The sequence below is a fragment of the Pseudomonas algeriensis genome, from assembly GCF_048847255.1.
Lineage (GTDB): Bacteria > Pseudomonadota > Gammaproteobacteria > Pseudomonadales > Pseudomonadaceae > Aquipseudomonas.
Map to the genome: position 1 here is coordinate 194,127 of NZ_JBKKRK010000007.1, position 12,622 is coordinate 206,748.

Here is a 12,622-nt window from a genome sequence, read left to right on the forward strand (position 1 = left end):
GGGCGCATTGGAGAGTTTGTTATGTCCGTTCGCGACCCGAACGCTGTCCTGTGCGTCAGCGGTATCGGCAAGACCTATGCCCAGCCGGTACTGAGCGATATCAACCTGACGTTGATGCGCGGTGAAGTGCTGGCGTTGACCGGTGAAAATGGCGCCGGCAAAAGTACCTTGTCCAAGATCATCGGTGGGCTGGTCACGCCGACGACGGGGCAGATGCAGTTCCACGGGCAGGATTACCGTCCCGGCAGCCGGACCCAGGCGGAAGAGCTGGGCGTGCGCATGGTGATGCAGGAACTCAACCTGCTGCCGACTCTTTCCGTGGCCGAGAACCTGTTCCTCGACAACCTGCCCAGCCACGGCGGCTGGATCAGTCGCAAGCAATTACGCAAAGCGGCGATCGACGCCATGGCCCAGGTGGGGCTCGATGCAATCGATCCCGACACGCTGGTCGGTGAACTGGGCATCGGTCATCAGCAGATGGTCGAGATCGCCCGCAACCTGATCGGCGATTGCCATGTGCTGATTCTCGATGAGCCGACCGCGATGCTAACGGCCCGCGAAGTCGAAATGCTCTTCGAGCAGATCACCCGCTTGCAGGCCCGCGGCGTCTCGATCATTTATATCTCCCATCGCCTTGAGGAACTGGCGCGGGTGGCCCAGCGCATTGCGGTGCTGCGCGACGGCAACCTGGTCTGCGTCGAGCCGATGGCCAACTACAACAGTGAGCAGTTGGTGACGCTGATGGTCGGTCGGGAGCTGGGCGAGCATATCGACCTGGGCCCGCGCCAGATCGGCGCCCCCGCGCTGACCGTGAAGGGCCTGACCCGTTCCGACAAGGTCCGCGATGTGTCGTTCGAAGTTCGCAGCGGTGAAATCTTCGGTATTTCCGGGCTGATCGGGGCAGGGCGCACAGAGCTGTTGCGGTTGATCTTCGGCGCGGATGTAGCCGACAGCGGTACGGTGGCACTGGGCTCGCCAGCCAATGTGGTCAGCATCCGTTCCCCGGCCGATGCGGTGGCCCACGGCATTGCCTTGATCACCGAGGATCGCAAGGGCGAGGGCTTGCTGTTGAGCCAATCCATCGCCGCCAACATCGCGCTGGGCAACATGCCGGAGATATCCAGTGCGGGCCTGGTCAATGCCAGCGCGGAGCAGGCCTTGGCGCAGCGGCAGATCGACGCCATGCGCATCCGCAGTTCCAGCCCGACGCAGCTGGTGTCCGAATTGTCTGGCGGCAACCAACAGAAAGTGGTGATCGGCCGTTGGCTCGAACGCGATTGCTCAGTACTGCTGTTCGACGAGCCGACCCGTGGCATCGACGTCGGCGCCAAGTTCGATATTTATGCGTTGCTGGGTGAACTGACTCGCCAGGGCAAGGCGCTGGTCGTGGTCTCCAGTGACCTGCGGGAACTGATGTTGATTTGTGACCGGATCGGTGTGCTTTCCGCCGGGCGGCTGATCGACACATTCGAGCGCGACAGCTGGACCCAGGATGACTTGCTTGCCGCCGCGTTCGCCGGCTACCAGAAACGTGATGCGCTGCTCAACGAAGCGGCGCCTAGGGATCTCTCATGAAAACCGCACCTGCCGTCGGCAAATCCAATGGCAACTTTTATGGTCTGGGCACTTACCTGGGCCTGGCTGGCGCCTTGCTCGCCATGGTCGCGCTGTTCTCGGTCCTGAGCAGCCACTTTCTTTCCTACGACACCTTCAGCACCCTCGCCAATCAGATCCCCGATCTCATGGTGCTGGCGGTCGGCATGACCTTTATCCTGATCATCGGCGGCATCGATTTATCGGTGGGCTCGGTGCTGGCGTTGGCGGCTTCGACGGTCAGCGTGGCGGTGCTGGGCTGGGGCTGGAGCGTCTGGCCATCGGCCTTGCTTGGCATGGCCGTGGCCGCATTGGCGGGCACGGTCACCGGTTCGATTACCGTGGCATGGCGTATCCCGTCGTTCATCGTTTCGCTGGGTGTGCTGGAAATGGCCAGGGGCCTGGCGTACCAGATGACCGGCTCGCGGACCGCCTATATCGGCGACTCCTTCGCCTGGCTGTCCAATCCGATTGCCTTCGGTATTTCGCCTTCGTTCATCATCGCCTTACTGGTGATCTTCGTTGCCCAAGCGGTGTTGACCCGCACGGTGTTCGGGCGCTACCTGATTGGCATCGGCACCAATGAAGAAGCCGTGCGCTTGGCCGGCATCAACCCCAAGCCCTACAAGATCCTGGTGTTCAGCCTGATGGGCTTGTTGGCCGGTGTTGCGGCGCTGTTCCAGATTTCTCGCCTGGAAGCGGCGGACCCCAACGCAGGCTCGGGGCTCGAGCTGCAAGTCATCGCCGCCGTGGTCATCGGCGGCACCAGCCTGATGGGCGGGCGCGGCTCGGTCATCAGCACCTTTTTCGGCGTGCTGATCATTTCGGTGCTGGCGGCAGGCCTGGCCCAGATCGGCGCGACCGAGCCGACCAAACGCATCATCACCGGCGCGGTGATCGTGATTGCAGTGGTGCTCGATACGTACCGCAGCCAGCGCGCCAGTCGGCGGGCTTGAACCATGGCGACGATCAAGGATGTGGCGGCGCTTGCCGGGATTTCCTACACGACCGTGTCCCATGTGGTGAACAAGACGCGGCCGGTCAGTGACGAGGTGCGGCGCAAGGTCGAGGCCGCCATCGAACGGTTGGACTATGTGCCCAGCGCCGTGGCGCGCTCGCTCAAGGCCAAGACCACGGCCACCATTGGCCTGCTGGTGCCCAACAGCCTCAACCCGTACTTTGCCGAGCTGGCTCGGGGAATCGAGGATTACTGCGAGCGCAATGGCTACTGCGTGATCCTATGCAATTCCGACGACAACCCGGACAAGCAGCGCAGTTATCTGCGGGTGCTGCTGGAAAAACGTATCGACGGATTGATCGTGGCGTCGGCCGGGGGCGATGTCGGCCTGGCCGAGGGCCTGACCAACGTGCGTACGCCCATGGTGATCGTTGACCGTGGCCTCGATGGCGTCGATGCGGACCTGGTCCGTATCGACCATGAATATGGCGCGTACCTGGCCACCCGGCATCTGCTGGACCTGGGCCATCGCGACATTGCCTTCATTGGCGGGCCGGCGGACACCAGCGTGGCACAGATGCGCCTGGCGGGTTATTGCCGTGCGCTGAAGGAGGCGGGGATCGAGCTGCCCGTCGAGCGCATGCTCGAGAGCGATTTCACCAGCATCGGCGGTTACCGTGCGGCGGCCCAATTGCTTGGGCAACGGCCGCCCAGCGCGATTTTCGCGGCCAACGACATGATCGGCATCGGTGCATTGCGCGCCGCCGCCGAACGCAATGTGCGCGTGCCCAGTGAGCTGTCGATCATCGGTTTCGACGATATTCAGATGAGCCGTTATGTCTACCCGGCGCTGACCACTGTGGGGCAGTCGATCCTGGACCTGGGCGAGATGGCGGCCGAGGTGTTGCTGCGGCGCATCGCAACGCCGGGGCTTGCCACTGACCAGCGGATCGTGACGCCCAGCATTGTCTTGCGAGAATCGACTGCACCGGTGCCCGGTACATTCGCCCAATACCGCTGAACCGAATTGATGAGTAATGATGTATGCCAGCAAAAGTAGTGGTGATAGGCAGCCTGAACATGGACCTGGTGACGCGCGCGCCGCGTCTGCCTCGTGGTGGGGAAACCCTGATTGGCGAGTCGTTTTCCACCATCCCGGGGGGCAAGGGCGCCAACCAGGCGGTGGCCGCCGCGCGCCTGGGTGCGCAAGTGTCCATGGTCGGTTGCGTCGGCAATGACGCCTATGGACAGCAGTTGCGTGGCGCGCTGCTCGCCGAGGGCATCGATTGCCAGGCGGTCAGCGTGGTGGAGGGCTCCAGTGGCGTGGCGCTGATCGTGGTCGATGACAACAGCCAGAACGCGATCGTCATCGTTGCCGGCGCCAACGGTGAGCTGACGCCCGGCGTCCTCGATGGTTTTGATGCGGTGCTGCAAGGCGCCGATGTCATTATCTGCCAACTGGAAGTGCCGGACGCCACCGTAGGGCATGCGCTCAAGCGCGGCCATGAGCTTGGCAAGATTGTCATTCTCAATCCGGCGCCGGCCTCCCGTGCCCTGCCGGGCGACTGGTACGCCTATGTCGACTACCTGATCCCCAACGAAAGCGAAGCGATGGTCCTCAGTGGCCTGGCCGTGGATTCCCTGGAGACCGCCGAAGCCGCCGCGACGCAGTTGCTCGCGGCGGGTGCCGGCAAAGTCATCGTAACGCTGGGTGCCCAAGGGTTGCTGTTCGCCAACGGAGCGAGCTTCGAACACTTCCCCGCGCCGCGGGTCAAGGCGGTTGACACCACCGCGGCAGGCGATACGTTCGTCGGCGGTTTCGCGGCGGCCCTGGCGAACGGTAAGGACGAAGTCGAGGCCATTCGTTTCGGGCAGGTCGCCGCTGCGCTGTCGGTCACTCGCGCGGGCGCCCAGCCCTCTATTCCTGCATTGTCGGAAGTTCAGGCGTTCGAATCATGAAAAAGACTCCTTTGTTGAACATCGCCCTGTCACGCCTGGTCGCTTCCCTTGGGCATGGCGACAAGGTGGTGATTGGTGATGCCGGGCTGCCGGTGCCGCCACACGTCGAACTTATCGACCTTGCGTTGACCCATGGCGTCCCCGATTTTGTCAGTACCTTGAACGTGCTGCTCAGCGAGATGCAGGTCGAAAGCCATGTATTGGCGCAGGAAATTATCGACAAGCAACCGTCAGCCCTGGCGACGTTGGAGGCGTTGAATGCCGAAGGCGTCTTAGGCGCGCGGGCGTTGGTCAGCCATGAGCAGTTCAAGGTGCTTACTCGCGAAGCGAGGGCGGTCATTCGCACCGGAGAATGCTCACCGTACTGCAACGTGGTGCTGATCGCAGGCGTCACGTTCTAGATATTCACAACCTGCACAAGGAGTGCGCCATGCACCGCTATGCTCAAAAAATGCATCAACTGTTGCGGAGTCTGCTGCTTTTGTCATTCATCACGGCTACAAGCGCCCAGGCGGCGGAGAAGATCGACTTGATCATCGACACCGATCCGGGCGCCGATGATGTGGTTGCGCTGTTGTTCGCGCTAGCATCCCCCGAGGAGTTGCACGTTCGCGCGTTGACCACCGTGGCGGGGAACGTGCGCCTGGACAAGACTTCCCGCAATGCGCGCCTGGCCCGTGAGTGGGCGGGTCGCGAAGAGGTGCCGGTCTATGCCGGCGCGCCGAAACCGTTGATGCGCACGCCCATCTACGCGGAAAACATCCACGGCAAGGAGGGTTTGTCGGGTGTCACGGTGCACGAGCCGAAGAAAGGCTTGGCCGAGGGTAATGCCGTCAATTACCTGATCGACACGCTTAAGGCGGCCAAGCCCCACAGCATCACCATTGCCATGCTCGGCCCGCAGACGAACCTGGCCTTGGCGTTGGTCCAGGAACCCGGGATCGTTCAGGGGATCAAGGAGGTGGTGATCATGGGTGGCGCGCACTTCAACGGCGGCAATATCACGCCGGTGGCCGAATTTAATTTATATGCCGATCCTCAGGCGGCGGAGATCGTCGCCAAAAGCGGTGTGAAGCTGACCTACCTGCCCTTGGACGTGACTCACAAGATCCTTACCAGCGAGACACGCCTGAAGCAGATCGCTGCGCTGAACAACAACGCGAGCAAGTTGGTCGGCGATATTCTCAACGAATACGTCAAGGGCGACATGGAGCACTACGGCATGACGGGCGGGCCGGTGCACGATGCAACCGTGGTCGCCTACCTTCTCAAGCCGCAGCTGTTTAGCGGGCGCGCGGTCAACCTTGTGGTGGACAGCCGTGAAGGCCTGACTTTCGGCCAGACCGTCGTCGATTGGTACGACGGCCTGAAAGCGCCAAAAAACGCTTTTTGGGTGAAGGATGGCGATGCCCAGGGGTTCTTCGATCTGCTGACCGAGCGATTGGCGCGGCTCAAGTAACGCATCTCAAGGCAACCCCGCAGGCGTCTGCCTGCGGGAACCTTATACAGTTGTCTCGATGATGCTCGGATAGCGCTCGAACGCTTGCTTGACGAAGTTCTGCGCGGCCTGCGTCCCGAGTTCTTTCACCAGCAACTCGATGCTGAGGATCGCCAGTTCTTCCGGGCTGCCTGGGCTGTACGAGCTGTGGCCCTGCGCCCATTTTGCATTGATGGTGGCTTCGATGCTGACGATGCTCATGTCGGGGGCTCGCAGGTTGGGAAATCTGTAGGCTGAGTTAAGCATTTTTGGAGTGGGTTTGGCAGTGCGACTTAGGCATCAGGCGAGCACTGTGCGACACTCGGTTTTTTATTTTTCCCGGGGGCTCCTACGTGCAGATCGATTTGAAGGATCCTGAGGCGTTCACCCTTGAGGCCGTGCGTGATTTGCTCGCGTCCGCCAGTGATGACGAACATACCCAGTTGCGTGTGACCAAGGCTGGCATTGCCTATCTTTCCTCGGGTGTCGTAGGCGGTGCCGACATCGCAGGTTTGTTGTTTCGGCTTGAAACCTGGGCGAAGGGTTCGGGGTATGTCGGAAACGTTGCGGCGAGCGATGAGGTTTGGGTGATGCAAATCTACAATGCATTGAAAGACAACTGGCCGAACCCGCCCTTCGATTACATCGACATCTACTGAGCGCCATTCATATTCAGTCACGATTGAGCGGTGAACAGCTGGGCAGGGCTCAGGCAAACTGCCGTTTTTCCAGATGAGGGCACCATGATGGCCTTGGCGTTGAAACCAAGTTTCGTTTGGGTTGTCGCACGCTCTCTGCTATTTCACTGAAAAAGGAGGCTTCATGCCTTGGAAGCTCGCGTCACTGAGTACTTTGCTGGCCGCTGCGCTCTTGAGCGGTTGCAGCAGCACCTCTGAATCGACCCCTGATCCCGTGACGGCCGAAACCGGGCATAGTCGCTGCGAGGCGAAGGCTGCCGAGTTCGCGATTGGCAAGCAGGCCTCGCCCCAGTTGCTGGAGCAGGCGCGGAGCCGTTCCGGCGCGCAAAACGCCCGTATTCTCAAGCCCAACGACATGGTGACGCTTGAGTACCGCTCCGATCGCTTGAACCTCAATACCGATGCCAACCTGGTGGTCAACCGGGTCAATTGCGGCTGATTGGTTTTAAGCTGACCATAAAAAACCCCGTCACATGGACGGGGTTTTTTTAGCGCGCCGGGAAATTACTCTGGGCGAACTTGTGCAGCTTGCATACCCTTTTGGCCTTTCTCAGCCACGAAGGAAACAGTCTGGCCTTCTTTCAGGCTTTTGAAACCGTCGCTTTCGATAGCTTTGAAGTGTACGAACAGGTCGTCACCGCCACCTTGAGGAGTGATGAAGCCGAAGCCTTTTTCATCGTTGAACCATTTAACGGTGCCGGTTTGGCGATTAGACATGGTGTATCTCCAAGAAACATATATTTTCAGTGTACTGTGCTGCTCAGGCCAACTGGGCACACCCGGGTATCATAGTCGAAATGTTCGATTTGGGAGCCCCCCGGACGAGCTGTTTGCCAATCAGTCGTGTTTTCTTTACCGTCTGAACGGGCTGGAAGCCCCGGTTTCAAAGGCTTTCAGCCGAACGTAAAGACGATAAAAAAAGCTGAAAAACCTGCAAAAATCGTAGGAAAAAGCGCTTATTCAAGCCTTTTTACCCCTGTCGGGCGCCTTCCTGACGCCCAAACCGTCATTTTTTCGCAGGCGGATTCGCCTTGCATTTGGCGATCTGGCCGAGGGCTTTCTGTTGCAGTTCAGGGGTGGCCTTGTTGTCCATCAGAGCCTGGATATCACTGGCCGGATAGGATTTGATGGCGTCGGCGCCACAGGCGCAGTGTGACTTGGCCGCTGCCGCGCCGATCTGTGGCGTTGCCGCCTGGGTGCACTGGGCCATGTATTTTTCGCGCTCGCCCTTTGGCCAGTCGGCATGGGCGGCAATCGGGAGCAGCAGGGCGAGGGGGGCGACTACTGCGAATAACGTATTCAGACGCATGCTGAGATGCTCCTTTCGGGTCGATGTCTTGGTATCTGAGGGGTTGCGGGCGCTTCAGTTCAGCACTTTGGCATAAAAGCCCCGCTTTTACGTTCGCTTCAACGCGAGCGCGGCGATGACCGTTCATCTGTGTTAGCATGCCGGGGTCGGGTATTTTCAGGCTCCGGATGACGACAGGTCCCGGCGGCGGCAAATGTTCGATTAACCCTGATTTGAATCCCAGTCACTCTGGTTCGGTTTTCCCGGTTGGCCGCAAGGCTCCTGCCGCTGTAAGGCAGGCGTTCGTCATTGAATGGCCTGGACTGGATCTTGTACTGGCTCATCCCAACCCACGTGACCTTTGGTAGGGGTCACCACTAGGAGAGGAGGCGCCATGCCAACTATTACTCTTCCCGACGGCAGTCAACGTTCATTCGACCACCCGGTTTCCGTAGCCGAGGTCGCCGCATCCATTGGCGCGGGCCTGGCCAAGGCCACCCTGGCCGGCAAGGTCAACGGCAAACTGGTCGACGCCAGCGATGTCATCGACAGCGATGCCACGCTGCAAATCATCACGCCCAAGGATGAAGAGGGGCTGGAGATCATTCGTCACTCCTGCGCGCACCTGGTCGGTCATGCGGTCAAGCAGCTGTACCCGAGCGCGAAGATGGTCATCGGGCCGGTCATCGACGAAGGCTTCTATTACGACATCGCCTTCGAGCGTCCTTTTACCCCGGACGACATGGCCGCGATCGAGCAGCGCATGCAGCAGCTGATCGAGAAAGATTACGACGTCATCAAGAAAGTCACCCCGCGCGCCGAAGTCATCGAAGTCTTCAAGGCCCGTGGCGAGGACTACAAGCTGCGTCTGGTGGAAGACATGCCGGACGAGCAGGCCATGGGCCTGTACTACCACGAAGAATACGTCGACATGTGCCGCGGCCCGCACGTGCCGAACACGCGTTTCCTGAAATCCTTCAAGCTGACCAAGCTGTCCGGCGCCTACTGGCGTGGCGACGCGAAGAACGAACAGTTGCAGCGCGTCTACGGCACGGCCTGGGCGGACAAGAAGCAGCTGGCGGCCTACATCCAGCGTATCGAAGAGGCTGAGAAGCGCGATCACCGCAAGATCGGCAAGCGCCTGGGCCTGTTCCATACCCAGGAAGAATCCCCGGGCATGGTGTTCTGGCACCCGAACGGCTGGACTCTGTACCAGGTGCTGGAACAGTACATGCGCCAGGTCCAGCGTGAGAACGGCTACCTCGAAATCAAGACGCCGCAAGTGGTCGACCGCAGCCTCTGGGAGAAATCCGGGCATTGGGCCAACTACGCCGACAACATGTTCACCACCCAGTCGGAAAACCGCGACTACGCCATCAAGCCAATGAACTGCCCGTGCCACGTGCAGGTATTCAACCAGGGCCTGAAGAGCTATCGCGAGCTGCCGATGCGCCTGGCCGAGTTCGGTGCTTGCCACCGTAACGAGCCATCGGGTGCGCTGCACGGCATCATGCGCGTGCGGGCATTCACTCAGGACGACGCGCACATTTTCTGCACTGAAGAGCAGATGCAGGCTGAATCCGCCGCGTTCATCAAGCTGACCATGGACGTCTACCGGGACTTCGGCTTCACCGAAGTTGAAATGAAGCTGTCCACTCGTCCGGAAAAACGCGTCGGTTCCGACGAACTGTGGGATCGCGCCGAGGCCGCCCTGGCCGCCGCCCTCGACAGCGCGGGGCTTGCGTACGAGCTGCAGCCGGGCGAGGGCGCATTCTACGGTCCGAAGATTGAATTCTCGTTGAAAGATTGCCTTGGCCGCGTCTGGCAATGTGGTACCTTGCAGCTCGATTTCAACCTGCCGATCCGTCTGGGCGCTGAATATGTGTCCGAAGACAACAGCCGCAAGCACCCGGTCATGCTTCACCGCGCGATCCTCGGTTCCTTCGAGCGTTTCGTCGGGATCCTGATCGAGCATTACGAGGGTGCGTTCCCCGCGTGGCTGGCGCCGACCCAGGCAGTGATCATGAATATCACTGATAAACAGGCAGATTTTGCCGCCGAAGTCGAAAAAACTCTCAATCAAAGCGGATTTCGTGCCAAGTCCGACTTGAGAAATGAAAAGATCGGCTTTAAAATCCGCGAGCATACTTTGCTCAAGGTTCCCTTTCTCTTGGTTATTGGAGATCGGGAGGTCGAGATGCAGACTGTCGCTGTGCGTACTCGTGAAGGTGCTGACCTGGGCTCGATGCCCGTCGCCGAATTCGCCGAGTTTCTCGCGCAAGCGGTTTCCCGGCGTGGTCGCCCAGATTCGGAGTAATTATTATTAAGCGTGAAATGAGACAAGATAAACGAGCTGCACCGAAAGCCCCGATCAACGAGAATATCTCGGCACGCGAGGTTCGGTTAATTGGCGCTGATGGCGAGCAGATTGGCATCGTCTCGATTGATGAAGCGCTTCGTATTGCTGAAGAAGCCAAGCTTGATCTGGTGGAAATTTCCGCGGACGCAGTCCCACCCGTTTGCCGGGTGATGGACTATGGCAAGTCGATCTTCGAAAAGAAGAAGCAGATTGCCGCGGCGAAGAAAAACCAGAAGCAGATTCAGGTAAAAGAAATCAAGTTTCGTCCAGGGACGGAGGAAGGGGATTACCAGGTAAAACTGCGCAACCTGGTACGTTTCCTGAGTGACGGGGACAGGGCCAAGGTATCCTTGCGATTCCGCGGCCGTGAGATGGCCCACCAGGAGCTGGGGATGGAACTCCTCAAGCGGGTTGAACAAGACCTGCTCGAGTACGGTTCGGTCGAACAGCATCCTAAGATGGAAGGACGCCAGCTGATCATGGTCATCGCCCCGAAAAAGAAGAAGTAATCACCAGGGCACGGCAGGCCTTGCGATTATGTTTATCAACTGAATGCGGAGTATCCGAACATGCCAAAGATGAAAACTAAAAGTGGTGCTGCTAAGCGGTTTCTGAAAACTGCTAACGGCATCAAGCACAAGCACGCTTTCAAGAGCCACATCCTGACCAAAATGTCGACCAAGCGTAAGCGTCAACTGCGCGGTAGCAGCTTGCTGCATCCGTCTGACGTGGCAAAAGTCGAGCGCATGCTGCGCCTTCGTTAATTTTTGGATCAAGAATAGAGGAAGTAACTCATGGCTCGTGTAAAGCGTGGCGTCATTGCCCGTAAGCGTCACAAGAAAATTATGAAACTTGCTAAAGGCTACTACGGTGCGCGTTCCCGCGTATTCCGTGTTGCCAAGCAAGCCGTAATCAAGGCAGGCCAATACGCCTACCGTGACCGTCGTCAGAAAAAACGTCAGTTCCGCGCTCTGTGGATCGCTCGTATCAACGCTGGTGCTCGTACCTACGGTCTGTCCTACAGCCGTTTCATCGCCGGCCTGAAAAAAGCGTCCATCGAGATCGACCGTAAGGTTCTGGCTGATCTGGCAGTGAACGAAAAAGCGGCGTTTGCTGCGATTGTCGAGAAAGCTAAAGCCACCTTGGCTTAAGTACCCCCGGCAGTCACCGGGGCTCACCTCTGTGGGCCCGGGTGCCAAACGTCATAAATAGGGGAAGAGCCTTAAAGCTCTTCCCCTATTTTGTATCTGGAGTCTGTACATGGAAAACCTGGACGCGCTGGTCGCTCAAGCACTAGAGGCTGTGCAAAGCGCTGAAGATATCAATGCCCTGGAGCAAATCCGGGTTCACTACCTTGGCAAGAAAGGCGAGTTGACTCAGGTGATGAAGACCCTGGGGAACCTGCCGGCCGAAGAGCGTCCGCAGGTTGGTGCGCTGATCAACGTCGCCAAGGAACGTGTCACAGAAGTCCTCAATGCGCGCAAGGCGCTGTTCGAGGAGGCGGACCTGGCGGCCAAGCTCGCGGCCGAATCCATCGACGTGACCCTGCCTGGCCGTGGCCAGACTTCCGGTGGCCTGCATCCGGTGACCCGGACGCTGGAACGCATCGAGCAGTTCTTCACCCGCATCGGCTATGGCATTGCCGAGGGTCCTGAGGTCGAAGACGATTACCACAACTTCGAGGCGCTCAACATCCCAGGCCACCACCCGGCCCGGTCGATGCATGACACCTTCTATTTCAATGCGAACATGTTGTTGCGCACCCATACCTCTCCGGTACAGGTCCGCACCATGGAGTCGCAGCAGCCGCCGATCCGCATCGTCTGCCCAGGCCGTGTGTACCGTAGCGACTCCGATATCACCCATTCGCCGATGTTTCATCAGGTCGAAGGCCTGCTGGTGGATCGCGACATCAATTTCGCTGACCTGAAAGGGACTATCGAAGAGTTCCTGCGGGTGTTCTTCGAAAAAGAACTGGCCGTGCGCTTCCGCCCTTCGTATTTCCCGTTCACTGAGCCATCGGCCGAAGTCGACATGGAATGCGTGATGTGCAGCGGCAAGGGCTGCCGCGTCTGCAAGCAGACGGGCTGGCTGGAAGTCATGGGTTGCGGCATGGTTCACCCGAACGTGCTGCGCATGTCCGGGATCGATCCGGAAGAATTCTCGGGCTTTGCCTTCGGCATGGGCGTGGAACGCTTGGCCATGCTGCGTTACGGCGTGAACGACTTGCGTCTGTTCTTCGACAACGACTTGCGGTTCCTCGCGCAATTTCGCTAGTCGTAACGAACCT

At 59.3% G+C, this 12,622-nt stretch carries 16 protein-coding genes; 13 read left to right on the forward strand and 3 right to left on the reverse strand.

The features are described from left to right. Positions 1-21 precede the first annotated feature (21 nt). Genes ACLK1G_RS13225 through ACLK1G_RS13250 form a run of 6 tightly spaced genes read left to right on the forward strand, consistent with a single transcriptional unit; the run spans position 22 to position 5,969 of the window. On the forward strand, positions 22-1,575 hold the full coding sequence (locus ACLK1G_RS13225) for a sugar ABC transporter ATP-binding protein (RefSeq protein WP_420765828.1): 1,554 nt from the start codon (positions 22-24) through the stop codon (positions 1,573-1,575). After that, positions 1,572-2,549, forward strand: a complete 978-nt coding sequence (locus ACLK1G_RS13230; RefSeq protein WP_039592822.1) for an ABC transporter permease — start codon at positions 1,572-1,574, stop codon at positions 2,547-2,549. Before ACLK1G_RS13225 ends, ACLK1G_RS13230 begins: the two co-directional genes overlap by 4 nt. Positions 2,550-2,552: 3 nt before the next feature. Beyond that, positions 2,553-3,572 carry a LacI family DNA-binding transcriptional regulator gene (locus ACLK1G_RS13235; RefSeq protein ID WP_420765829.1) on the forward strand — a complete coding sequence of 340 codons (1,020 nt, stop codon included), beginning with the start codon at positions 2,553-2,555 and terminating at the stop codon, positions 3,570-3,572. A gap of 23 nt (positions 3,573-3,595) precedes the next feature. Further along, entirely contained in the window at positions 3,596-4,510 is a 915-nt protein-coding gene (gene rbsK, locus ACLK1G_RS13240; RefSeq protein WP_420765830.1) for a ribokinase, read from the forward strand. Further along, positions 4,507-4,911: a D-ribose pyranase gene (gene rbsD / locus ACLK1G_RS13245; RefSeq protein WP_420765831.1), complete on the forward strand. Its 405-nt coding sequence runs from the start codon at positions 4,507-4,509 to the stop codon at positions 4,909-4,911. Before rbsK ends, rbsD begins: the two co-directional genes overlap by 4 nt. Before the next feature lie 29 nt (positions 4,912-4,940). Further along, entirely contained in the window at positions 4,941-5,969 is a 1,029-nt protein-coding gene (locus ACLK1G_RS13250; RefSeq protein ID WP_420765832.1) for a nucleoside hydrolase, read from the forward strand. A 42-nt stretch (positions 5,970-6,011) separates the two neighbouring features. Here the strand turns inward: ACLK1G_RS13250 and ACLK1G_RS13255 are convergent, their stop codons facing one another. Continuing rightward, positions 6,012-6,209, reverse strand: a complete 198-nt coding sequence (locus tag ACLK1G_RS13255; RefSeq protein WP_420765833.1) for a hypothetical protein — start codon at positions 6,207-6,209, stop codon at positions 6,012-6,014. Between the two features lie 131 nt (positions 6,210-6,340). Here ACLK1G_RS13255 and ACLK1G_RS13260 point away from each other — a divergent pair, with 131 nt between their 5' ends. After that, positions 6,341-6,646 carry a hypothetical protein gene (locus ACLK1G_RS13260; RefSeq protein ID WP_420765834.1) on the forward strand — a complete coding sequence of 102 codons (306 nt, stop codon included), beginning with the start codon at positions 6,341-6,343 and terminating at the stop codon, positions 6,644-6,646. A gap of 163 nt (positions 6,647-6,809) precedes the next feature. Continuing rightward, a complete protein-coding gene (locus ACLK1G_RS13265; protein ID WP_420765835.1) occupies positions 6,810-7,124 on the forward strand; it encodes an I78 family peptidase inhibitor in 315 nt (104 codons plus the stop codon). Positions 7,125-7,189: 65 nt separating this feature from the next. Here the strand turns inward: ACLK1G_RS13265 and ACLK1G_RS13270 are convergent, their stop codons facing one another. Together ACLK1G_RS13270 and ACLK1G_RS13275 are read right to left on the reverse strand one after the other, a co-directional pair. Then, positions 7,190-7,402 (reverse strand): cold-shock protein, encoded by a 213-nt coding sequence (locus ACLK1G_RS13270; RefSeq protein ID WP_003179963.1) that lies wholly within the window; start codon positions 7,400-7,402, stop codon positions 7,190-7,192. Between the two features lie 289 nt (positions 7,403-7,691). Next, positions 7,692-7,994: a hypothetical protein gene (locus ACLK1G_RS13275; RefSeq protein WP_420765836.1), complete on the reverse strand. Its 303-nt coding sequence runs from the start codon at positions 7,992-7,994 to the stop codon at positions 7,692-7,694. Positions 7,995-8,367: 373 nt separating this feature from the next. Here ACLK1G_RS13275 and thrS point away from each other — a divergent pair, with 373 nt between their 5' ends. From thrS to pheS, 5 genes are all read left to right on the forward strand, one after another. After that, on the forward strand, positions 8,368-10,290 hold the full coding sequence (thrS, locus tag ACLK1G_RS13280; RefSeq protein WP_420765837.1) for a threonine--tRNA ligase: 1,923 nt from the start codon (positions 8,368-8,370) through the stop codon (positions 10,288-10,290). Then, positions 10,290-10,841 (forward strand): translation initiation factor IF-3, encoded by a 552-nt coding sequence (gene infC, locus ACLK1G_RS13285; protein WP_169432615.1) that lies wholly within the window; start codon positions 10,290-10,292, stop codon positions 10,839-10,841. The genes thrS and infC overlap by 1 nt, the downstream gene beginning before the upstream one ends. 60 nt (positions 10,842-10,901) lie before the next feature. Beyond that, complete coding sequence (rpmI, locus tag ACLK1G_RS13290) at positions 10,902-11,096, forward strand: 50S ribosomal protein L35 (RefSeq protein ID WP_002553160.1); 195 nt, start codon at positions 10,902-10,904, stop codon at positions 11,094-11,096. A gap of 30 nt (positions 11,097-11,126) precedes the next feature. After that, the gene (gene rplT, locus ACLK1G_RS13295; RefSeq protein WP_039592831.1) at positions 11,127-11,483 is read left to right on the forward strand and encodes a 50S ribosomal protein L20; all 357 of its coding nucleotides are present in this window, start codon (positions 11,127-11,129) and stop codon (positions 11,481-11,483) included. Positions 11,484-11,592: 109 nt separating this feature from the next. Further along, positions 11,593-12,609 (forward strand): phenylalanine--tRNA ligase subunit alpha, encoded by a 1,017-nt coding sequence (gene pheS / locus ACLK1G_RS13300; protein WP_207964006.1) that lies wholly within the window; start codon positions 11,593-11,595, stop codon positions 12,607-12,609. The last annotated feature ends 13 nt before the right edge of the window (positions 12,610-12,622 follow it).